The organism is Streptomyces sp. NPDC093984 (genome assembly GCF_044764595.1).
GTDB classification, from domain to species: Bacteria; Actinomycetota; Actinomycetes; order Streptomycetales; family Streptomycetaceae; genus Streptomyces; species Streptomyces cynarae.
The window spans coordinates 1-21,335 of the sequence record NZ_JBIWIM010000005.1; the positions used below are offsets into that span (position 1 = coordinate 1).

A 21,335-nucleotide genomic window follows, 5' to 3' on the forward strand; every position below is an offset into this window, starting at 1 on the left:
ACCACCAACGGCAACGGATCAGAAGACGTCACCAGTTCACGCAACGGATACCGCGCCAGCACCGCATCCACCTCAGGAGTCAACGCCGCCGCGAGACGTGCGACCGGTGGGCGGGACTCGTCGCGCAGGGCGCGGGCCGCCGCGCACAGCAGGTCCCGCAACGGTCCTTGCGGAACTCCCCCGGCCGCGCGCTCGTAAAGGTCGGCGCCCTCCTCCAGGACCAGGGCGACGTCGATGCGGGACGGGACCTTGATCCGGGCGTGCCGGCGCCAGGTGGTGACCGGATCGCTCCACGCCTCCACGGCGTAGGTCCAGCGGCCGGCCGACAGCGGGGTCACCTCGGCGCCCCAGCGGTCGCTGCCGGGCTCCAGCTCGCGCATCGGCGTCCACGGGCCGGGGCGGCCCTCGGGGTCGCACAGGACGACGTCGGCGCCGATCGCGCCCTGCCCCTCACCGAAGACCGTGGCGGTGACCTGGAAGGTCTCCCCCTCCACCGCCTTGGCGGGGCGTCGGCCGCCGTCGACGGCCGGACGGACGTCCACGATCGGTATGCGTCCGATCGAGGCCCTCGCGCCCCCGGCGACAGGGCTCGCCCCGTCCCGGTGCGCGGCCTGTGGTTCCATCCGTCCTCGCCTCCTTCGCCGTCGTCGAGCTCGGTGGGCGCCGGCTCTGCGGTCATGGGTCCAGGGCTGCGTACGGCGCTCTGCCTACCCGTCCGTCGAAGCTGCCTGGGATGGGCGTGCGGTCCGCTCACTGTGCGTGCGGAGGTACAGCTCGGCGGCGTCGGCGGCCTCGCGTGCGCAGCGCTTCCCCATGAGCTCGCACAGGCTGTAGCCGGTGCTCTCGAAGGTGCCGCGCACCTCCCGGTTGTCGGGGGACGCGAGCATCAGGCGCTCCCACTCGCGGTACCGCTCGAGATGTCTGGCGACCTCGGCTCTGGCCGGCAGGGGCATGGCACCAGTCACCTCCGCTCTCAGCGCTGAGTGTTTCACCTATGGTGCACGGCTCATCACTCAGCGTCCTGTTCGGGATTCAACCACTGGGGCTGGAGGGCTTCGTGTTGCACGAATGGAGTAGTGCTCGCACTCTGGGACTGACTCGAGAGCGACGACCGCTCACGCTTCGTGATCGGGGCCCGGCCCACAGGGGCGAGGAGGAGCGAGAGCTTCGCCGGTGAGGAGCCAACGACAATGAAGACCGCAGCGCCCTGCTACTACCACCTCGACGTCGAGGTCAGCCCGGAGCGGATCGGGCACGTCCGGCGGATCCTGGCCGCCCATCTCCGCTACTGGGACCTGGAGACCCTCGTCGAACCCGTCTGCCAGTGCGCCGAAGCGCTACTGCGGACGATCGACGCCCACGCCGCGGACAAGAACACCACCATCGAGATGTGGTGGAACGGTCACCACCTGATCACCGCTGTCCAGGACAGCGAGCGGGACATCCGGCCGCACTACGCGCCGAGCGGCTGCCTGGCGCAGATCGCGGCGCTGAGCAACGGCTGGGGCTGCTGCGCCACCGACGCCGGCGGAAAGATCATCTGGTTCTCGCAACGGGCCCGGGCCGGCGATCCCGCTGCGCTCGTGCCGGTGGGCCCCGCGCCGAGTCTGCGCGAGACGCGCCCCCTCCCGCGCGCACTGCCCCTCACGGCGGACGCCACGGGGCGGGAGCGGGAGACCGCGAGGGCCGGGCGACGCGAGCCGGTCGCGGCCCCCGCCTGACCACCGCGCCAAGCCGAACCCCTGCCGGGCGGCACACCCCGCCGCCCGGTGACCGCGGAGCCGCCCGGTGACCTCGGACCCGACGGAAGCCGGAAGCCCGACTCGCCGTCAGCGGTCTCCGCACCACGGACATGCGCGCCCGAGGTTCGGTCACGTGGACAGCGCACCCCCGCGTGATCGACACTCGGCGGATGGCGAAGTACTTCGACGTTCATCCCGACAACCCGCAGCCGCGCACGATCGGCCAGGTCGCCGACAGCATCCGTGACGGTGCGCTCGTGGTGTATCCGACGGACTCCTGCTTCGCGCTGGGGTGCCGGCTGGGCAGCCGGGACGGCATGGAGCGCATCCGGGCGATCCGCCATCTCGACGAGCGCCACCACTTCACACTGGTCTGCCGGGACTTCGCGCAGCTCGGCCAGTTCGTGTACGTCGACAAGGACGTGTTCCGCGCGATCAAGGCCTCGACGCCCGGGAGCTACACGTTCATCCTGCCCGCGACCCGCGAGGTGCCGCGCAAGCTGCTGCACCCGAAGAAGAAGACGGTCGGGGTCCGCATCCCCGACCACGTGGTGGCGCAGGCGCTGCTGGCCGAGCTCGGCGAGCCGCTGCTGTCGAGCACCCTGCTCCTGCCGGGCGAGGAGGAGCCGCTGACCCAGGGCTGGGAAATCAAGGAGCGGCTCGATCACGTCGTGGACGCCGTGGTCGACTCCGGGGACTGCGGCACCGAACCGACGACGGTCATCGACTTCTCGGGGGGCGAGCCCGAGATCGTACGCAAGGGAGCGGGCGACACCTCACGCTTCGAGTGACACGCTCCGAGTGACGCCGCGCTCCCCGAGCCGCGCCGGTGAGGTGGCCGTTCGGCTGATCCGGGGACTACCGGCGGGTGCCGTTAACGCCCTGTTTGTCCGGGGAAACGATGTCCGGGCGGTTCAGGGCTGCCACAAGCAGCCCGGACAGCCGTCCGCCCCACACATCAGCCACGTCACAGGGAGGCCGCCATGGCACACGGTGGCGACGTCATCGCCGAGCTCACCACCGACCACCGGGAGGTGGAAAGCCTCTTCCAGCGGATCGAGTCGCTGCCCAGCGGCCACAAGGACCGCCGCAAGCTGGCCGACGAGATGACGATCGAACTCGTACGGCATTCCGTCGCGGAGGAGCAGTACCTGTACCCGGCGGTGCGGGAGCACGTCGAGGGCGGCGGCGCGATCGCCGACAAGGAGCTCGCCGACCACGCGCGGGTGGAGGAGGCCCTCAAACAGCTGGAGGGGTGCTCCGTGGAGGACCCCGAGTTCGACCGGACGTTCATGACCGTGAAGAACGAGGTGACCTCGCACGTCCAGGACGAGGAGAACAACCTCTTCCCCAGGCTGCGACAGGCCTGCGGCCAGGAGATGCTCGACCAGCTCGGCGACAAGATCCGCACCGCCAAGAAGATGGCGCCCACGCGCCCCCACCCGGCGGCTCCCGACACACCGCCGCTCAACAAGCTGCTCGCGCCCGGGACGGGTCTGGTCGACCGGGTCCGGGACTTCGTCACCGGCCGCGGCCGCTCCTGAACGCGGGAGCGGTCCGTCCGAACACGGGAGCGGCCGCCTCGGACACGGGAGCAGTAGCCCGCCGCGGCCGGTCGGGGAGCGAAGGGTGCGGGCGCCTCAGATGTCGGCGACCCCGCCCCTCGCGGTCATCGGGGCGCCGAGTCACCCGGCGCCCCCGCGGTGCACCCTCGTCAGCCGGCGACCGGGTCCCCCAGGGGGCCGCCCTCGTCCACGGGTTCGCCGTGCAGCCGCTTCACGAGGGAGTCCCGGTGCAGGCCGGCGAGCGGCGCCAGCAGGTCGGGGTGGCGCAGCAGGGGCGCCGCCCGGCGGTCCTGCTCACCGGGGTCGGTGAGCCTGCGGAAGTCGAACACCAGCCCCCGGGCGTGGTCGCTGCCGTCGAGTGCCGCGACGGCCTCGCCGGCAAGGGACGGCATGGTCAGCAGGCAGGCCGCCCAGCTGGCGACCACCTCGTCCACCCAGGTCCGCCAGCCGGCGTCGCCCTCGTCGACGGCCGCCGCCTCCGCTCCGGTCAGCCAGTCCAGGCGGTCGGAGCCGCCGGGCCCGACGAACACGACGAGGGCCGCGTCGGCCTCGGTGGGGTAGCGCAGCCAGGCGGCGACCATGACGGCCTGGGACGCCTGGGCCTCGGCGAGGGCGGCGTCCAGGGCTCCTCCGGTCCCGGGGTAGGAGCGCAGCAGCCACTGGGTGGTGGCGGCTATGACAGGGGACAGATCGGCTGACATCGGCCTCACGCTACCGGTCGGCCGGAAACGGAGAAATGGCGCCAATCACAGAGGGAGCCCGCCAAACGGTGTGATCCGTCACAGGTGCGGCCCACGGCCGCGGCACGCCGGTGTGGACCGGGCCGGGAGACAGGCGCAGGCTGGAAGAAGCCGAAGCAGAGGGCACGAACACCTCGTGGTGCGGGGAAGTGATCCCGATGGAAGCCAAGCAGTGGACCGTGGACATCTACATCACCGAGGACGGCGACGACACCCTTGCCCGCGCCGTGCTGAGGACGCCTGACGCGTCGACCGTCGCCGGCAGAGGCGCGGCCCGGCGCAACCCCGTCGACCGGCCGATCCCCGAGATCGGCGACGAGCTCGCCGCCAGCCGGGCACTGGAGGACCTCGCCATCCGGCTGCACGACGTCGCCTCCGAGGACATCGTCCAGATGGCGGGCCCTGCCCGACCGTGACGGGCGTCTCTCCACGCACCCGGAGTGCCATGGGGCCGATCGGCCCTGGTGGTCGCGACGGGTGCGTGGTGTGCTGATGGTGACGGGAAGGACCTGCGAAAGACGCGGGGAAGCGGCCGGCAGCCGCGCACCGCGCAATCAGGATCCGAGAGAACCGGATGGGTCCTTCCCGCCCGTCATGCGTCCTGTGGAGTCCCAGCGCCGAGTGTGGCGCGCCCTGCCTTCGCGGCGGCAGCGGCGGCAGGAACGAGAGGACGGTGAAGCCATGGCCTCTGTCACCACCGTGGGCGCGGCCCTTCCCGCCGAGCACCGCGAGCGGCTGATGCGGATCGCCCGCGAGGTCTCCTTCGACGAGGGAACCCGGCTGTTCGAGGAAGGCCGGCGGGCCGACCGGTTCTGGATCGTACGGACCGGGACCGTGGCCCTGGACGTGCATGTGCCCGGCCGCCGGCCCGCCGTCATCGAGTCGCTGGGCCACGGCGAGCTGGTCGGCTGGTCCTGGCACTTCGAACCGCATGTCTGGCAGTTGGGCGCCGAAGCCATGACCCCGGTGCGAGCCTACGAGTTCGACGCGGTGACCGTGCTGGCGATGTGCGACGAGGACCCCGAGTTCGGCCGCGCCATCGCCGTCTGGGTGGGCCAGGTCCTCGCCCACCGGCTGAACGCGGCCCGCATCCGGCTGCTCGACCTGTACGGCCCCTACGGCAGCGGCAACCCCTGAGAGCCGGTGCCCGACCGCAGGGGACCGCGTCCGACCCCGAGGAGGAACCGTGACCGCCGGCCCGCACGTCGTCAGCGACGTGATGACGCACACCGTCGTCGCCGTCGGCCGTGACGCCCCGTTCAAGGACATCGTCAAGCTCATGGAGCAGTGGAAGGTCAGCGCCCTGCCCGTGCTGGAGGGCGAGGGCCGGGTGGTCGGCGTGGTCTCCGAGGCCGACCTGCTGCCCAAGGAGGAGTTCCGCGACAGCGATCCGGACCCGTACACGCAGGTGCGGCGCCTGTCCGACCTGGCCAAGGCCGGGGCGGTGACCGCGGGCGAGCTGATGACCGCTCCGGCGGTCACCGTGCACGCCGACTCGACCCTCGCCCAGGCCGCCCGCATCATGGCCCTGCGCAAGGTGAAGCGGCTCCCCGTGGTCAACGACGAGGGTCTGCTCGAGGGTGTCGTCAGCCGCGCCGACCTGCTCAAGGTGTTCCTGCGGGAGGACGACGACATCGCCGACGAGATACGCCGCGACATCGTCGACGTCCTCTTCCCCGCACCCGTGGAGCCGATCCACGTCATGGTCGCCGAAGGCGTCGTCACCCTCACGGGCAGAGTGAGGGACACGACCATGATCCCCATGACCGTCCGGCTGGCGCGTGCCGTCGAGGGTGTGGTCGACGTGGACTGCCACCTCTCCGGGAACGAGGCGGGCTGACCGCCGACCGCACGCGTCTCTCAGCAGGTCCCTGCGCCACTGCGGTCCCTGCGCCACTGCGGTCCCTACCGCCACTGCGGCCCGACACACTCCCACTCCCGGGCCCACTCCTCCATGCGCTGCCGCTCCAGGCGCCCGCGCACCAGCCACCCGCAGGCCAGCACCCCGCCCGCGGCACCGCACCCGACGATCGTGCCCACGAGCGATGCCTGCAGCCGCGTCTCGGCGCCGGTGGCCGGTTTGGACACCAGGTTCCCGGCGCCGTCCGTCCACACGGTGACCGGGTCTCCCGCCTTCAGGCCGGGCTCGACCCTCGCCAGACCCGTGTGCGGGCCTCCGGATGCGCTCCAGCGGACGTTCGCCCACACGCCGCCGTCGCCGTATGCGTGCACGTCTTCCGCGGTTCCCGCCGCGTCCTGGGTCAGCACCGCCCGCACGGGGTGGGAGTGGGCGGCCCGCACGGCCAGACCGTGTTCCACGGCGCCCGCCGCCGCCCGGCCCGCGAGCACACCGGCCAGCAGGACCAGCAACCAGGTGACGAGGACGATCCAGGCCTCGAAGCGGTCACTGCGCCGCAGCAGCGGATTGCGCCGCCACCGCCACAACCACACCCTGGTCCCCGCCGTACGACAGGTCGTCGCCATCGGTCGTCACCTTCTCGGGGCGCGTCATCCGACGCTGCCGGCTCTCCGGAGTCGCGACACCTCGTCCTGCGCGAAGTCGGCCTCGAGGTCCGGAACCCGGGGCGGCCCCATGAGCGCGCAGTCCACGTCCACCACCCCTTCGACGCCCCGCACCAGCCGTGCGGTGACGGGCACGAGACCCGTGTCGCGGACGCGGCCGGTGAGCCGCACGACGCCGTCCCGCACCTCCACGCGGACCGGCTCCGACGGGGCGGGGAACAGACGGGCGACGATCTCGCGGCGGATCTCCTCGGCGATGTCCTCGTCGTCGCGCAGGTACACCTTGAGCAGGTCGGAGCGGCTGACGATGCCGAGCAGGGTGCCCTCGTCGTCGACCACCGGAAGACGTTTCACCCCGGCCTGGGCCATGGTCCGGGCGGCCTGGGCGAGGGTCGCCTCCACGTGGACGGTGACGGCGGGCGCGGTCATGAGCTCCTCGGCGGTCACCGCGCCGGCCTTGGCGAGGTCCGCCGCCCGCTCCAGCGACGCGTACCGGCCGGGTTCGCCGTCGCGGAGCTCCTGCTTGCGCAGCAGGTCCGCCTCGGAGACGACGCCGACGACCCGGTTGCCCTCCCGCAGGACGGGCAGGGCGCTGACCTTCCACTGGCCCATGGCCTTGACGATGTCCTTGAACGTCGCCGCGTGGCCGACGGCGACGACCCTGCGGGTCATGACGTCGCCGACGAGGTGGGGGGTGCCGTGCATGGTGTCCTCCGATCGGGGCCACAGATGTCCGGGTGAGGGCCGCCGGCTGGTCACACGGTGATGCGCCGTCCGGTGATTCTGTGGGGATCGATGCGGATCCACAGGTCCCGTTGCCCGCCCGCCCACGGCGTGCTGTACGCCTGCTCCTCCAGCCGCCGGACGGAGTCGGGGTCCGTCACGGTGCGGGCGTGTCCGCACACGAGCACGCTCCAGCCCTGGCTGAACGATCCGTCGATGCGGTCGACCTCGAAGGCCACCTGGGAGTCGGCGGCCTGCGAGGGAACCGCCTCCGGGGCGGTCCTGAAGACGATCGAGTCGCCGACGACGCCGTAGTTGACGGGAACGATCACCGGCCCCGACTCCGTGGGCACCGCGAGCCGCCCCACGCCGTGCGTGCACAGCAGGTCCCGGCACTCCCGGATGCTGAGTTCGGTGAACTTCGGGTGCCCTCCGGCCTGTCCCAGGCCGGGCGGCAGGTCGACGTCCCCGCCGGTGAGTTCGAGCACGGTGGTCTCCAGTGCGCCGGCCAGCCTCAGCAAGGTGCTGACGCCGGGCGCTGCGGTGGGCTGCTCCTCCAGGTACTGCAGATAGCTGGAGGCCATGCCGGCCCGGTGCGCCGCCTCCTTCCGGGACAGTCCCAGCTCCTCGCGCCGCAGGGCGATCCGGCGTCCGAGATTTCCTGGTGGGTGGTGACCCTGGTGACCCTCCACCGCGTCCGGCGATGCGTGTGTGGGCATGGCGCGTCACTTCCTTCCGTCAGGTCGCCCGGACGGCGACGACTTCGTGCTGCTCCCCGCCCAGGACGACCTTGAGCGCGCCGGTGTCGGCGCCCCGGCCGAAGACGTCGTACGCCTCCTCCATCCGGTCCAGCGGGAAGGTGTGCGTGACCAGCGACGAGGTGGGCAGCCGGCCGGCGGCCGCCATCCGCAGCAGTGTGGGCGTGGAGTAGGTGTCGACCAGGCCGGTGGTGATGGTGACGTTCCTGCTCCACAGGTCCTCCAGGTGCAGGGTCACGGGCCGGCCGTGCACGCCTACGTTGGCGATGTGCCCGCCGGGCCGCACCACGCGTGTGCACAGCTCGAAGCTCTCCGGCACGCCGACCGCCTCGATGACCACGTCCGCGCCCAGTCCGTCGGTGAGGTCGGCGATCAGCTCCTGGGCGTCGGCAGGGTCGGCCAGGGCATCGGCGCCGAGCCCCTTGGCGGCGTCCAGCCGCATGGCGGCCGGATCCACGGCGACGATCCGCTCGGGGGCGAAGAGCCGGGCGGTGGCGATCGCCGCGAGCCCGATGGGGCCGGCTCCGACGACGACCACGCTGTCCCCGGGGCGGACGTGTCCGTTGAGCACGCCCACCTCGTAGGCGGTGGGGAAGATGTCCGCGAGCAGCACGGCGTCCTTGCTGTCGACCGCGCCGGGCAAGGCGTGCACGGACAGGTCGGCGTGGGGCACCCGGACGTACTCGGCCTGGGTCCCGTCGACGACGTGCCCGAGGGTCCAGCCTCCGCCGCCGCGGCACTGGCCGTACGTCCGCTCCCAGCAGTAGCCGCATCGGCCGCAGGCGGTGATGCAGGAGACCAGGACCCGCTCCCCCGGCTGTACGGCGTGCAGGTCCCGTCCGGCCTCCACGATCTCGCCGACCGCCTCGTGCCCCAGCACCGTGCCGGGGCGCACCTCGGGCACGTCGCCCTTGAGGATGTGCAGATCCGTCCCGCAGATGGTGGTGGTCTCGACGCGCACGATCGCGTCGGTGGATTCCTTGATGTCCGGGTCCGGGACCTCCTCCCAGGCGGACTTTCCGGGGCCGTGGAAGACGAAGCCCTTCATGACGAACCTTCCTTCCTCCCCCCGGGCCGGGACCCGGGGACCGTCCGGAAGCCGGTACGGCGGTACATCCGGCGTCGAGCCGGACTTCCCCATCACATCCAGCTTGTCCCACCTTGCGGGGTTCTGCTTGGGCCGGTCGGCCCCGATCACCGGCCGGGCCCGAGCGGACCGCACGAACGGAAGTGCACGGGACTTTCGAGTACCCCTCTGCGCGCCCCTGCCTCTGCTCACGACCTCCGGAGCGCCGGGTGAGATCCCGGTGCTCCGGAGGTCTCCCGCCCTGGACAGGTGGGGTCAGGACGCCCACGTCCAGTCCGCGACCTCCGGCATGTCCGTACCGTGATCGCGGATCCACGCCTCGTGGCGGGTGCGGGCGTCGGCCATCTGCTGGCGCACGACGGCGGCCCGCACCGCGAGGCCGGGGACGCGGTCGATGACGTCCATGACCAGGCGGTAGCGGTCGAGGTCGTTGCGGACCACCATGTCGAACGGCGTGGTCGTGGTCCCGGCCTCCTTGTAGCCGCGCACGTGCAGGTTCCGGTGGCCGGTGCGGCGGTAGGCCAGGCGGTGGATCAGCCACGGGTAGCCGTGGTAGGCGAAGATCACCGGCTTGTCGGCGGTGAAGAGGCCGTCGTACTCGAAGTCCGACATGCCGTGCGGATGTTCCTCGCGCGGCATCAGCCGGGCCATGTCGACCACGTTGACCACCCGGACCGCGAGCTCGGGCAGGTGCCGGCGCAGCAGCTGCGCGGCGGCCAGCACCTCCTGCGTCGGCACGTCTCCGGCGCAGGCGAGGACCACGTCGGGCTCTCCGCCGTTCTCGGTCCCCGCCCAGTCCCAGATCCCGGCGCCGCGCGCACAGTGAGCGCGGGCCTGGTCCAGGGACAGCCAGTCGAAGCACGGCTGCTTGCCCGCCACGATCACGTTCACGTAGTCACGGCTGCGCAGGGCGTGGTCCGCCACGGACAGCAGTGTGTTGGCGTCCGGCGGCAGATAGACGCGGACCACCTCCGGGCTCTTGTTGAGGACGTGGTCGACGAAGCCGGGGTCCTGGTGGGAGAAGCCGTTGTGGTCCTGACGCCACACGTGCGAGGTCAGCAGGTAGTTGAGGGAGGCGATGGGGGCGCGCCAGGGCAGCCGCCGGGAGGTCTTCAGCCACTTGATGTGCTGGTTGACCATCGAGTCGACGATGTGGACGAACGCCTCGTAGCAGGAGAACAGTCCGTGGCGGCCGGTGAGGAGGTAGCCCTCCAGCCAGCCCTGGCAGAGGTGTTCGGAGAGGATCTCCATCACACGGCCGTGCCGGTCGAGGTGTTCGTCGACCTGGAGCACCTGGGCCTGCCAGGCCTTGCCGCTGACGTCGAGGACGGCCTGCAGCCGGTTGGAGGCGGTCTCGTCCGGGCCCACCAGGCGGAAGTCCCGCCGTTCCGCGGTGTCCTTCATGATCTGCCGCAGCAGGCCGCCGAGGACGCGGGTGGGTTCGTGCAGGGCCGAGCCCGGCTTCTCCACGGGTACCGCGAAGTCGTCCAGGGACGGGATGGGCAGGCCCCGCACGAGCAGCCCGCCGTTGGCGTGCGGGGTGGCGCCGAGCCTACGGGCGCCGGAGGGCACGCAGGCGAGCACGTCGGGGCGCGGGCGGCCGGCGGCGTCGAAGAGTTCCTCGGGCCGGTAGGACTTCAGCCAGGCCTCCAACTGGCGCAGGTGCTGGGGGTTCTCGCGGACGCCCGCCAGCGGCACCTGGTGGGAGCGCCAGGTCCCGGCGACCGGCTCGCCGTCCACCTCGGCGGGCCCGGTCCAGCCCTTGGGAGTGCGCAGCACGATCACCGGCCAGTGCGGCCGCTCGGCCGCCTCGTCCTCGCGTGCCGTGCGCTGCAGCTCGGCGATGCGGTCCAGGGCGGAGTCGAAGGCCTCCGCCATGGCGCGGTGCACCTGGAGGGGGTCGTCGCTGGTGACGTGGATCGGCTCGTGGCCGTATCCCCGCAGCAGTTCGTCGAGTTCGGGCTCGGGGAGCCGGGACAGGACGGTCGGGTTCGCGATCTTGTAGCCGTTGAGGTGGAGGATCGGCAGGACAGCGCCGTCGTGGACGGGGTCGAGCAACTTGTTGGAGTGCCAGGAGGCGGCAAGGGGTCCGGTCTCCGCCTCGCCGTCACCGATCACGCAGGCGACCACCAGGTCCGGATTGTCGAAGGCGGCTCCGTAGGCGTGGGCGAGCGAGTAGCCGAGTTCGCCGCCCTCGTGGATGGAGCCCGGCACGTCCGGCGCGACATGGCTGGGTACGCCGCCCGGGAAGGAGAACTGCTTGAACAGCTTCGCCATCCCCTCCGCGTCCCGTGTCACGTCCGGATAGGTCTCGCTGTAGCTGCCCTCCAGCCAGGACCCCGCGAACACGGACGGTCCGCCGTGCCCGGGTCCCCAGATGCACAGGGCGGTCAGGTCGCGCGCCTTGATGACGCGGTTGAGGTGGGTGTACACGAGGTTGAGCCCGGGCGAGGTGCCCCAGTGGCCGAGGAGGCGGGGTTTGATGTGCTCGGGCCTGAGGGGCTCGGTCAGCAGCGGGTTGGACATCAGGTAGATCTGACCGGCGGCCAGGTAGTTGGCGGCCCGCCAGTGGGCGTCGAGGGTGTGCAGTTCCTCGTCGGTCAGTACGGTGCCGGGGTGCTCGGCGTCGGGCATCGGTGACTCCACACGTCGTCGGGGTGTTCATCGGGCGCGGCGGGCTGGGGTACCCGTTGTGCGGTGACAGGAACGCCGCCGGTCCCGGCCGCCGGGGGACGACGGCGACCGGGCAGGCGGCACGGTGCAGCGGGGCCGGACCGCCGTCCCGAGGCCGGTGTCAGGCATGCGGGACGACGGCGACCGGACAGGCCACATGGTGGAGCACGGCGTGCGCGACGGAGCCGATGTGCGGGCCGAACACGCCGTCCCGCGTCCGGCGCCCCACGACGACGAGACAGGCGCGCATGGAGGCACGCACCAGTTGCGGAGCGGGGCGGCCCGTGGAGACGGTCTCGGACACCGGAACCCCGGGAAACTTCTCGCGCCAGGGCCGCAGCGCGGCGTTCACGAGGTGTTCCTGTTCCGCCAGCACCTCCGGTCCCCCGGCCGCGTGCGCGTGGACGTCGCCGACGGCGTGGACCACGTGCAGCGCGGTGCCGCGGCGGCGGGCCGAGTCGAAGGCGAACTCGATCGGCTCCTCGAGCGGATGCCGCGGGTCCAGCCCGAGCACGACGTCGCGGTAGGGGGTCTCCGGGATCTCATCGGGCGAGACGCCGTCCAGGGCCGGCAGGTGCTCGTCGGCGGAGGTCTCACCGGCGCGTACGAGCACCACGGGGCGCGATGCCCTGGCCACGACACGCTGCGACACCCAGCCGACCACGAACCCGGCGACGCGGCCCAGACCACGGGATCCGAGCACCAGCATCTCCGAATCCTCGGCCGCCGCGAGCAACGCGGTCACCGGGGACTCGGACGGCAGAAGAGCCTCCACCTCCAGCCCCTGGTGCGCGGCGCGAACGCTGCGCACGGCGCGCTCCAGGATCTGCTCCCCCACCGCGCGCCGGTCGTCCCCGTACCCGCCGGACGGCGCCGGGAGCGGCTGCCGCCTCCAGGCGTGGACGACGTGGAGCGGCGCACCCCGGCGCAGCGCCTCCCGAGCGGCCCAGTGGGCGGCCGCGAGGCTCTCGCCGGACGCGTCGACTCCCGCGGTGACCGGCCGGACCATGGCGCGCACCTCCTGTCCGGGCTCTGCTGTTCCTGCGTCGAGCCTGGCGCGGGAACGGCGTCGCGCGCAGGGGCCGCAGGGACCCATCAGGGGGGCCCAACGGCCCAACGCCCCCACGCCCTGCCCGTCACCTCGCGGTGCGCCGGCCAGGCCGCATGACCCCAGGTGGCCGGGGTCGCCGGCGCGGTGCCGGACGTCCCGGCCCTGGGGCCGGGTGGCCCATGGCCCGGGGCGGGAGGCGGGGTCACGCTGGGAAGCGTCGGGTCCCCACGCCGCCCCCGGAGGCCGTGATGAACGCTCCCCCCACGACCAGCATGCTGCGTGCGCTGCCCCTCGCGCACCGCGAACAGCTGATGCGCACCGCCCGTGAGGTGTCCTTCCCGCAGGGAACGCGCCTGTGCGAGGAGGGCGGACGCGCCGACCGGTTCTGGATCATCCGCTCCGGCACCGTCGACCTCGATCTGCACGTGCCCGGCCGCCGCGCCGCGGTCATCGAGACCCTGGGACACGACGAACTCCTCGGCTGGTCCTGGCTGTTCGGCTCGCACGCCTGGCACCTGGGCGCCGAGACGACGACGCCGGTGCGGGCGTACGAGTTCGACGCCGCAGCGGTCCGCTCGATGTGCCAGGACGATCCGGTGCTCGGCTTCGAGGTCGCCCAGTGGATGTGCGGCATCCTGTCCCACCGCCTCGGCTCGGAACGCACCCGGCTGCTGGACCTGTACGCCCCCTACGGCAGCGGCAGCTTCGGCTGACGAGGGCCCGGCAAGGGCGTGGCGACCGGGGCGGTCCCCTTCGGGGGACGGCTCGCCGGCGGGGATGCCGGACCGCGGCGTCAGGGCCGAGAAGGGCGCACGGCGGCGAGTGGGGCCGATCGGCCCTGGTGCGTGCGGGCGGGGCACGTGATGATCGTCGACAGTGGGCGGCCCGCTATCCGTCCTTCGGCAGAGGTTCGACAGGGGAACGAGGAGTCGTCATGGCCGAGGCGCGCACCTTCAGCGAGCAGGACCCGATCCGGGTGTTCCTGCTGGACGACCACGAGGTCGTACGGCGTGGCCTGGCCGACCTGCTGGACGCCGAACCCGACATCTCGGTGGTCGGGGACGCAGACACCGTCGAACACGCGCTCACCCGTGGTCCGGCGGTGCGGCCGGATGTGGCCGTCCTCGATGTGCGCCTGCCGGACGGCGACGGCATCACCGTCTGCCGTGAGCTGCGCAGCCGCATGCCGGAGCTGGCCTGTCTGATGCTGACCTCGTTCGACGACGAGGACGCGCTGCTCGACGCCATCATGGCGGGGGCCTCGGGGTACGTCCTGAAGCAGATCAGGGGCTCCGACCTGGTGTCCGCGGTCCGCACCGTCGCCTCCGGCCAGTCGATGCTCGACCCGGCGACGACCGCGCGGCTGATGCACTCGCTGCGCGCCGACCCCGCCGAGCAGCCGGCCCTGTCACCCGAACTGGCGAGCCTGTCCCCGCGCGAGCGTGACATCCTCGCGCTGATCGGGGACGGGCTGACCAACCGGGAGATCGGCAAGAGGCTCTATCTGTCGGAGAAGACGGTCAAGAACCACATCTCGCGGCTGCTGGCCAAGCTGGGCGTGCAGCGCCGCGTCCAGGCGGCCGTCCTCGCCACCCACCTGGGACCGTCCGAGTCGGCGGAACGCACCGCCCGCTGAGCGGTGCCGTAGGCACTTCGTCTGCCGCCCGCCAGTCACCCACCGGCCGCCCGCCAGTCACCCGCCGGCCGCGCCGCCAGTCACCCACCAAGCACCAAGCCGCACCGTCACTCACCGCCGACCGCACCATCAGTCCCCCGCCAGCCGCACCGTCACTCGCCCGCCGAGCCGCACCATCACTGGCCCGCCGAGCCGCACCACCACTCGCCCGCCGGGCCCTACCGTCACTCACCCACCAGCTGCACCATCACTCGCCGGCCGGCCGCACCGGCACACGCCACACCAGCCGCGTCCCGCCGCCCTGCGGGCGTTCCCCCACGCCGAGCGTGCCGCCGAGGGCGACGGCCCGTTCCTCGAGGTTCCGCAGGCCGCTGCGGACGGCACCGGTCGGCACGCCGCAGCCGTCGTCGGCCACCGTGAGGGTCAGCTCGCCCCCGCCGAGCCGCAGATGGACGTCCACCGACCGTGCCCCGGAGTGCCGGGCCGCGTTGCTCAGGGCCTCCCCGAGCACGGCGGTCACATCGTCGGCGACGTCGCCCGGGACGTCGGTGTCCACCAGGCCCTCGATGCGCAGCGCGGGCGTGAACCCCAGCGCGTCGGCCGACGCCGTCACCGTCTCCGACACCCGTCTGCGCAGCCCGGACTCCTCCTGCCGCCGGTCGCCGTGTGCGCGCAGCCCGAAGATGGTGGACCGGATGATCTTGATGGTCTCGTCGAGGTCGTCGACGGTCCGCGAGAGCCGTTCGGCGGCCTCGGGGTGGTCGACGAAGCGCTGGGTGCTCTGCAGGGTCATGCCGGCCGCGAACAGCCGCTGGATCGCGAGGTCGTGCAGATCGCGGGCGATCCGGTCGTGGTCCTTCAGCAGCGTGATCTGCTCGGCGTCCCGGCGCCGCTCGGCCAGCTCCAGCGCCAGCGCCGCCTGCCCCGCGAAGCCCAGCAGGGGGCCGGCGTCGGTGTCCGTGAACGGGGTGCGCCCCGCGGTGCGCCCCAGCACCAGGACGCCGATGGACTTGCCGCTCGCCACCAGCGGTACGCCGACCACGGGCCCGAGTCCGGCCCACAGCGCCGAGTCCGGGTCGATCCGGGGGTCGTGCCGGATGTCGGGGCTGACCACCGGTTCGGCGGTGCTCAGCGCCGCCTCCACGAAACCGTCCCGCCGGGACATCACGAGCCCGCGGCGCCTGTCGGCCTCGCGACCGACCGCGAGCAGCGGGCGCAGCACGTCCTCCCCGGGCACCCGTTCGGCGATCATGCCGACCTCTGCGGAGGCGATCCTGCGCGCCTGCTCGACGATCAGCTCCAGCACGTCCGCGCTCGGGGCACCCGACAACAGGGCGCTCGTGACCTGGGAACTGGCCCGCACCCAGCGCTCACGCAGCCGTGTCTCCTCGTACAGCCGGGCGTTCTCGATGGCGACGCCGGCCGCCACCGCCAGGGCGGAGAGCACGGCCTCGTCCTCGGCGTCGAACTCCTCGGCGCCGCGCTTCTCGGTGAGGTAGAGGTTGCCGAACACCTGGTCGCGGACCCTGATCGGCACGCCGAGGAAGGAGTGCATCGGCGGGTGGTGGGCCGGGAAGCCGTAGGAGGCCGGGTGGTCGGAGAGCTCGGACAGGCGCAGCGGCTCCGGATGGCGGATCAGCTCGCCGAGGATGCCGTGCCCGCTGGGCAGCGCCCCGATCCTGGTCCGCGCGTCCTCGCTGACGCCGACGGTGAGGAACTGGGAGAGCGTGAGGTCGTCGCCGATGACGCCCAGCGCGCCGTACTCGGCGTCGACGAGCAGCACAGCCGCCTCGACGATGCTGCGCAGCACCTGCGCCAGATCGAGTTCGCGTCCGACCGACAGGACGGCCTGAAGGAGGCGGTGCACCCGGTCCTGGGTACCGCGTGCCGCGTCGATGCGGGCCTGCAGTTCGTCCAGCAGCTCGTCGAGCCGCAGCTGCGGCAGGTGCTGCTCGGACCGCCCGCGCGCTTCCCCGCTCATCGATTCCTCCGGCCGGATCGCGCAGACAGGGTGCGGGTAAACGGCGACTCTCCCGCCCTCACGATACTGACTTTCCGCCCGGACGGCGGCCTCTTGCGCTCACTCGGAGTGACCCGTCTGCGGTGCGCGCGGGGCGGGGCCACGGCGCCGGCCGTGGGGGCGCGTGGTGTGGCGGTCCGTGTGCGGTTGGTGCCTACTGACCTCAGCAGGTGACCGGCAGCGGGCGCGCGGGAGGTGTGGTGGCGGACGCGGGCGGGACGGGGCGGGGGCGGCGCAGGGCGGGTGTGGTGCGGGGCAGCCGGCCGTCCCCGTCGGTGCGCCTCCCGCCGCGCGCCCGGGCCGCCGAACGGGTTCCCGCGGCCGAGCGTGTCGTTCCCTGGCTGCGCGTCGCCGCCGCCTACGCCTGGCGCCTGGTCCTCGTCGGGCTCGTCGTCTACGGCATCTTCACCATTCTGGGCCGCTTCCAGCTCATCGCCGTCTCGTGGTTCCTCGCGCTGGTGATCACCTCGGTGCTGCGCCCCCTGACCGACCTGCTCGGCCGCTGGTTGCCGCGGCCCCTGGCCGTCGGGGTCTCCCTCGTCGGGAGCCTGTTGCTCCTGCTCGCCCTGTTCGCTCTGGTGGGTGAGGCGGTGGCGGGCGAGTGGGGAAGACTGACCGGGGAGTTCCGCGGCGGCATCCACAGGATCGAACGATGGCTCGAGCGCCCGCCGTTCCGGGTCAGTCACAAGAGTCTCTCGCATCTGCAGGACCAGGTCGGCTCGTATCTCTCGTCCCACCGGGCGGCCGTGTTCAGCAGCGCCCTCAGCGGCCTGAGCCGGGTCGTCGAGCTGGTCACCGGGCTCGCCCTCGCGCTGTTCTTCGCCGTCTTCTTCATCCACTCGGGCGAACGCCTGTGGACCTGGGTGTGCGACCAGCTCCTCCCCCGGGGTGCCCGACCGGCGTGGGACCGGGCGGGGCACGCGGCCTGGCGGACCTTCGCCGGGTACACGCGGGGCATCATCATCGTGGCCGGCACCAACGCCATCCTCGTCGGCATCGTCCTGCTGCTGCTTCGGGTGCCGCTCGCGCTGCCGCTCACCCTGCTGGAGTTCTTCGCCACGTTCGTGCCGCTGGTCGGCTCGCCGGTGGCGCTCGCTGTGGCCACCGTGGTCGCCCTCGCCGGGCGCGGTCCGCTCACGGCGGCGGCCGTAGTGCTGCTCATCGTCGTCATCGGGGAGATCGAGGGGCACGTCCTGCATCCCCTCGTGATGAGCTGGGCCGTCCGCCTGCACCCTCTGGTCGTCGCCGTCTCCGTCCTCGCGGGCAGCATCGTCGCGGGCGTGATCGGTGCCGTGGTGGCCGTGCCGTTCGTGTCCGTCGCCTGGGCGGTGCTGCAGGCGCTGCGCCCGGCTCCTCCCTGAGGCGCGCGCCTCCGTGTGCTGTGCCACGCTGACTCGCGGAGGGAGCGGTGGGCACCCGAGCCGTACGCACGGGAGGCAATGTGGGCTCTGACCAGCGAGAGGTGCCGCGGCACGGGACGGAGCCCATACCGGGGCTGCGGCGCAGGACTTTCCTGGAAGCGTGCGCGGGCGCCGGGCTCGTCGCGGCGGCCACCGCCTGCGACCCGGCCCCTTCCGCGCACGACGATCCGTCGGCGGCCGCTTCGCACCGCCCCGAGGCGGAGCGGGACCGCGCCGGGACACCCGATTGGCGTATCCGCTCCCAAGGTCCCGCGACGGCCGTCGTCGGGTATGCGGACCGGGTGAGCGTGACCCCTGGCGAGGAGTGCGGTCTTTACGTGTCGACGACCGCGTCCTCCTTCCGTGTCTCGGCCTTCCGCGTGGGCTGGTACGGCGGGGCCGAGGCCCGGCTGGTCTGGTCCTCCGGACGCGTACGGGGCCGCGTCCAGGCGGAGCCGCACCTGACGTCCGGCACCCGCACGATCCGCACCGCCTGGAAGCGCACGCTCGCCTTCAGCACGGCGGGCTGGCCGGAGGGCGCGTATCTGCTGCGGATGGACGCGGAGGGCGGCCACCAGCGGTACGTCCCGCTGATCGTGCGCTCCACGCGGGCCGCGGGCCGTACGGTGCTGATGCACGCCCCGGCGACCTGGCAGGCGTACAACCGGTGGGGCGGTTACAGCCTCTACGAGGGTCCCTCCGGTGCGTATGCCGCCCGGTCCCTCGCCGTCAGCTTCGACCGGCCCTACGACTCCAGCGGCGCGGAGAAGTTCCTGGTGTACGAGCGGGCGGCGGTGGTGCTGGCCGAGCGGCTCGGCGTTCCCCTCGCCTACACCACCGGGGTGGACGTGCACCGCGACCCGCGCGTGCTGCACGGTGCGAGGGCCGTCATCTGCCTCGGTCACGACGAGTACTGGACCCCGGAGCAGCGCCGGCACGTCACCCAGGCCCGCGATGCGGGCACCAACGTGGCCTTCCTCGGCGCCAACACCTGCTTCCGACGGGTCCGGCTGGAGCAGGGCGAGGCGCGGCCCGACCGTACGGTGGTCTGCTACAAGTCCTCCTTCCGCGCCGACCCCTGCTACAGCACCCACCCCACGCTGGTGACGACGGACTTCCGGCAGTCCCCTGGCGCCGACCCGGAGTCGTCGATGACGGGCGTGCTGTACGAGGGGTATCCGACGGACGCGCCGTACGTCGTGCACGCTGCGGACCACTGGCTGTACGAGGGGACGGGTGTACGCCCCTCAGACGGCTTCGGCCATCTGGTCGGTGTGGAGTACGACCGGGTCACCCCGGGCGCCCCCGTCCCGGGGCCCTTGGAGATCACAGCCCATTCGCCGCTGGTGTGCAACGGCAGGCGCAGCACCAGCGACTCGGCGTACTACACGGTGCCGAGCGGGGCGGGGGTCTTCGCCACCGGCACCATGCGCTGGGTGGAGGCCCTGATGGCCGGCACCCCGGACGGGGGCCACGACCACGGCATGGACGCCCGCACCCGCGCCTTCGTCACCCGGACGACGGAGAACCTGCTGCACGCCTTCGCGCTCGGCCCGGCCGCCCGCCACCGCCCCGCGCCGCGCCCGAACGTGACGGAGGTGTACAAGGGGTCGGCGTGAAAGGAATTATCCGGTTTCCCGCCGGCCGGTCCTCATTTCAGGGATAGAGTCGCCCAATGGTCAAAAGCGAATCTCCTTCTCGCGTCTCCCTCAAGCGCGTTACTCCCGAGGTGTCGGGTGCCATGGGCGCGCTGCACCAGGCCGCGGTTTCCGCGGCGCTGGACGCCAAGGTCGAGCCGGAAATCCTGGAACTGATCCGCATTCGGGCCTCGCAGATCAACGGGTGTGCGTTCTGCCTCGACATGCACACCAAGGACGCCCGCGCCCAGGGTGAGAGCGAGCAGCGGATCTACGCGCTCGACGCCTGGCGGGAGACGCCGTTCTTCATCGAACGGGAGCGTGCCGCACTGGCGTTGACCGAGGCGGTGACCCTGGTGCACGACGGGCACGTCCCGGACGGGGTCTATGCCGAGGCGGCGGGGGTCTTCGACGAGGCGCAGATCGCGGCGCTGATCTGGGCGGCCACCGTCATCAACGCGTACAACCGGATCGCGATAGCGACCCGCATGGTCCCGGGGGCCTACCAGCCCACCCGGAAGTGAATTCCCCCGAAAAGCAACTCGCGCGCGCCGGGGCCCGAAATCGGGCCCCGGCGCCTCCTGATGGAATTCAGTGACTTTCCGGCAACGGTTCCATGATGCCGTCGAGCCAGGACCGCCATTCCGTTGCGTGTGCGGCGGGTCCCGCGGTCATGGACCGTTCCGTCCATTCCGTCCCGGGCCGGATGCCGTGCAGGGCGTTCACCAGCCACACCTCGCACCCGTCGAGTTCCTCGACGGTGCGCTCGCGGTGGGCCGCGCCGTGCAGCGAGGCCCGGTTACGGACCCGGGCCAGCCGGTCCAGGTCCGGGCCCTTGCGGCGGGGCACGGTCCGCGGGTCGGGCTGGCCCACCGCCCACACCCGCACATCCGGCGCGAGCGGCGGGGCCTGACGCAACCGCAGCCTCAACCGGGGTGGCTGAGCGGCGAGTTCCACCCGCGGGAACCACTCCCCCGTGCGCGGCAGCGCGGCGGTCATGTCCTGCCAGAACTCGACGAGCCGGCGCAGCGGCGGCCCGTCGCAGCCGGCGCAGGCGCGCAGGAAACGCTCCCGGTGGCGTGTGCACGAACGACAGGTGCAGCGCCGTGGTCTCGCCGCGGGTGGGCCAGCCCATGGCCTTCTGCGGTATGAGCCGGTTCCACAGGGCGTTCGGGCAGTGCACGGCGAGCTTGGGCACGCCGGTGGTGCCCGAACTGTGGGTGATCAGGCAGGGTTCGCGGGGCTGGAGCCGCACGGGGGGTGGGAGGGCGGGCACCGGCGTACCGCGCGAGCGGGACGGCTCCGGGCGCGTGGTCCGCGTCGTCGGTCTCGTCCATCTCCGCCGTCTCGTCCACGGTCAGGGTTCGCCGGACGAGGTCGGGCACCCCGATGTCCTTCAACGGACCCTCCAGCGTGGCACTGTCGGTGATCAGCCAGGGCCGGTCGAGCGTCTTGAGCAGTTGTCCGGTCACGGGGCCGGACAGGCTGGGCGAGAGCAGTGCGGGGACGGCGCCGATGCGGGAGAGGGCGCAGGTGAGGAGGACGATGTCGACGTTGTCCCGCTTGTGGACGGCGACGCGCTGCCGCGGTCGTATCCCGGCCGCCCACAGACGTGCGGACAACTCGTCGACCAGGTCCGCGAGCGCGGTGTAGGTGAGGGAGACACCGAGGCCGGGCCGGACGTCGAGCGGCCGGTCCAGGGTCACGAAGACCGCTCCATGGCGGTTCGCCGCCCGCCGGAACATCGGGCCCAGGTGAAAGGTGCGTGTGTCGGTCATGG

22 protein-coding genes and 1 pseudogene are annotated in these 21,335 nt (G+C 72.4%); 11 read left to right on the forward strand and 12 right to left on the reverse strand.

All coding sequences use genetic code 11. The annotated features are described in order from the left end of the window. Together ACIRC0_RS19460 and ACIRC0_RS19465 are read right to left on the reverse strand one after the other, a co-directional pair. On the reverse strand, positions 1 to 623 hold a 623-nt coding region (locus tag ACIRC0_RS19460), incomplete at its 3' end, for a maltotransferase domain-containing protein (RefSeq protein WP_403617372.1). An 84-nt stretch (positions 624 to 707) separates the two neighbouring features. Further along, entirely contained in the window at positions 708 to 953 is a 246-nt protein-coding gene (locus ACIRC0_RS19465) for a DUF5133 domain-containing protein (RefSeq protein WP_403617373.1), read from the reverse strand. A 237-nt stretch (positions 954 to 1,190) separates the two neighbouring features. Here ACIRC0_RS19465 and ACIRC0_RS19470 point away from each other — a divergent pair, with 237 nt between their 5' ends. The 3 genes from ACIRC0_RS19470 to ACIRC0_RS19480 all read left to right on the forward strand — a co-directional run bounded on the left by ACIRC0_RS19470 (position 1,191) and on the right by ACIRC0_RS19480 (position 3,286). Then, complete coding sequence (locus ACIRC0_RS19470; protein WP_403617374.1) at positions 1,191 to 1,721, forward strand: pep a2; 531 nt, start codon at positions 1,191 to 1,193, stop codon at positions 1,719 to 1,721. 191 nt (positions 1,722 to 1,912) lie between these two features. Continuing rightward, entirely contained in the window at positions 1,913 to 2,533 is a 621-nt protein-coding gene (locus tag ACIRC0_RS19475) for an L-threonylcarbamoyladenylate synthase (protein WP_366027652.1), read from the forward strand. 192 nt (positions 2,534 to 2,725) lie between these two features. Beyond that, a complete protein-coding gene (locus ACIRC0_RS19480) occupies positions 2,726 to 3,286 on the forward strand; it encodes a hemerythrin domain-containing protein (protein WP_263228356.1) in 561 nt (186 codons plus the stop codon). Positions 3,287 to 3,456: 170 nt separating this feature from the next. On the opposite strand, the gene ACIRC0_RS19485 is transcribed toward ACIRC0_RS19480, so the two are convergent. Further along, entirely contained in the window at positions 3,457 to 4,008 is a 552-nt protein-coding gene (locus ACIRC0_RS19485; RefSeq protein WP_403617375.1) for a hypothetical protein, read from the reverse strand. Between the two features lie 197 nt (positions 4,009 to 4,205). Here ACIRC0_RS19485 and ACIRC0_RS19490 point away from each other — a divergent pair, with 197 nt between their 5' ends. The 3 genes from ACIRC0_RS19490 to ACIRC0_RS19500 all read left to right on the forward strand — a co-directional run bounded on the left by ACIRC0_RS19490 (position 4,206) and on the right by ACIRC0_RS19500 (position 5,887). After that, a complete protein-coding gene (locus tag ACIRC0_RS19490) occupies positions 4,206 to 4,463 on the forward strand; it encodes a DUF1876 domain-containing protein (protein WP_403617912.1) in 258 nt (85 codons plus the stop codon). A 265-nt stretch (positions 4,464 to 4,728) separates the two neighbouring features. Further along, positions 4,729 to 5,184 (forward strand): Crp/Fnr family transcriptional regulator, encoded by a 456-nt coding sequence (locus ACIRC0_RS19495; RefSeq protein WP_403617376.1) that lies wholly within the window; start codon positions 4,729 to 4,731, stop codon positions 5,182 to 5,184. An 82-nt stretch (positions 5,185 to 5,266) separates the two neighbouring features. Beyond that, positions 5,267 to 5,887 (forward strand): CBS domain-containing protein, encoded by a 621-nt coding sequence (locus ACIRC0_RS19500; RefSeq protein ID WP_403617914.1) that lies wholly within the window; start codon positions 5,267 to 5,269, stop codon positions 5,885 to 5,887. A gap of 65 nt (positions 5,888 to 5,952) precedes the next feature. On the opposite strand, the gene ACIRC0_RS19505 is transcribed toward ACIRC0_RS19500, so the two are convergent. The 6 genes from ACIRC0_RS19505 to ACIRC0_RS19530 form a co-directional block, all read right to left on the reverse strand. Next, positions 5,953 to 6,531 carry a hypothetical protein gene (locus ACIRC0_RS19505; protein WP_403617377.1) on the reverse strand — a complete coding sequence of 193 codons (579 nt, stop codon included), beginning with the start codon at positions 6,529 to 6,531 and terminating at the stop codon, positions 5,953 to 5,955. Between the two features lie 24 nt (positions 6,532 to 6,555). Next, positions 6,556 to 7,275, reverse strand: a complete 720-nt coding sequence (locus tag ACIRC0_RS19510; protein ID WP_403617378.1) for a CBS domain-containing protein — start codon at positions 7,273 to 7,275, stop codon at positions 6,556 to 6,558. A gap of 50 nt (positions 7,276 to 7,325) precedes the next feature. Then, a complete protein-coding gene (locus ACIRC0_RS19515; RefSeq protein ID WP_403617379.1) occupies positions 7,326 to 8,012 on the reverse strand; it encodes a helix-turn-helix domain-containing protein in 687 nt (228 codons plus the stop codon). Between the two features lie 19 nt (positions 8,013 to 8,031). After that, on the reverse strand, positions 8,032 to 9,099 hold the full coding sequence (locus ACIRC0_RS19520; protein WP_403617380.1) for a zinc-dependent alcohol dehydrogenase family protein: 1,068 nt from the start codon (positions 9,097 to 9,099) through the stop codon (positions 8,032 to 8,034). A gap of 294 nt (positions 9,100 to 9,393) precedes the next feature. Then, positions 9,394 to 11,772: a phosphoketolase gene (locus ACIRC0_RS19525; protein ID WP_403617381.1), complete on the reverse strand. Its 2,379-nt coding sequence runs from the start codon at positions 11,770 to 11,772 to the stop codon at positions 9,394 to 9,396. 160 nt (positions 11,773 to 11,932) lie between these two features. Next, a complete protein-coding gene (locus ACIRC0_RS19530) occupies positions 11,933 to 12,820 on the reverse strand; it encodes a universal stress protein (protein ID WP_403617382.1) in 888 nt (295 codons plus the stop codon). 290 nt (positions 12,821 to 13,110) lie between these two features. Between ACIRC0_RS19530 and ACIRC0_RS19535 the strand changes: the two genes are divergently transcribed. Both ACIRC0_RS19535 and ACIRC0_RS19540 read left to right on the forward strand, forming a co-directional pair. Then, positions 13,111 to 13,575 (forward strand): cyclic nucleotide-binding domain-containing protein, encoded by a 465-nt coding sequence (locus ACIRC0_RS19535; RefSeq protein WP_403617383.1) that lies wholly within the window; start codon positions 13,111 to 13,113, stop codon positions 13,573 to 13,575. 221 nt (positions 13,576 to 13,796) lie between these two features. Next, positions 13,797 to 14,498 (forward strand): response regulator, encoded by a 702-nt coding sequence (locus ACIRC0_RS19540; RefSeq protein ID WP_403617384.1) that lies wholly within the window; start codon positions 13,797 to 13,799, stop codon positions 14,496 to 14,498. Positions 14,499 to 14,745: 247 nt separating this feature from the next. Here ACIRC0_RS19540 and ACIRC0_RS19545 read toward each other — a convergent pair whose 3' ends face one another. Beyond that, a complete protein-coding gene (locus tag ACIRC0_RS19545; RefSeq protein WP_403617385.1) occupies positions 14,746 to 16,479 on the reverse strand; it encodes a GAF domain-containing protein in 1,734 nt (577 codons plus the stop codon). Between the two features lie 209 nt (positions 16,480 to 16,688). Here ACIRC0_RS19545 and ACIRC0_RS19550 point away from each other — a divergent pair, with 209 nt between their 5' ends. The 3 genes from ACIRC0_RS19550 (at position 16,689) to ACIRC0_RS19560 (ending at position 20,079) form a co-directional block, all read left to right on the forward strand. Then, positions 16,689 to 17,879, forward strand: coding sequence for an AI-2E family transporter (locus tag ACIRC0_RS19550; RefSeq protein WP_403617386.1), 1,191 nt, complete (start codon positions 16,689 to 16,691; stop codon positions 17,877 to 17,879). An 80-nt stretch (positions 17,880 to 17,959) separates the two neighbouring features. Further along, complete coding sequence (locus ACIRC0_RS19555; protein ID WP_403617387.1) at positions 17,960 to 19,537, forward strand: N,N-dimethylformamidase beta subunit family domain-containing protein; 1,578 nt, start codon at positions 17,960 to 17,962, stop codon at positions 19,535 to 19,537. A 56-nt stretch (positions 19,538 to 19,593) separates the two neighbouring features. Then, entirely contained in the window at positions 19,594 to 20,079 is a 486-nt protein-coding gene (locus ACIRC0_RS19560; RefSeq protein WP_403617388.1) for a carboxymuconolactone decarboxylase family protein, read from the forward strand. Positions 20,080 to 20,146: 67 nt separating this feature from the next. On the opposite strand, the pseudogene ACIRC0_RS19565 reads toward ACIRC0_RS19560, so the two are convergent. Beyond that, positions 20,147 to 20,647 (reverse strand): annotated as a pseudogene (locus ACIRC0_RS19565) (aminotransferase class IV); the annotation flags it as partial. Next, positions 20,551 to 21,333, reverse strand: a complete 783-nt coding sequence (locus ACIRC0_RS19570) for an AMP-binding protein (RefSeq protein ID WP_403617389.1) — start codon at positions 21,331 to 21,333, stop codon at positions 20,551 to 20,553. The pseudogene ACIRC0_RS19565 and the gene ACIRC0_RS19570, both read right to left, overlap by 97 nt. Between the last annotated feature and the right edge of the window lie 2 nt (positions 21,334 to 21,335).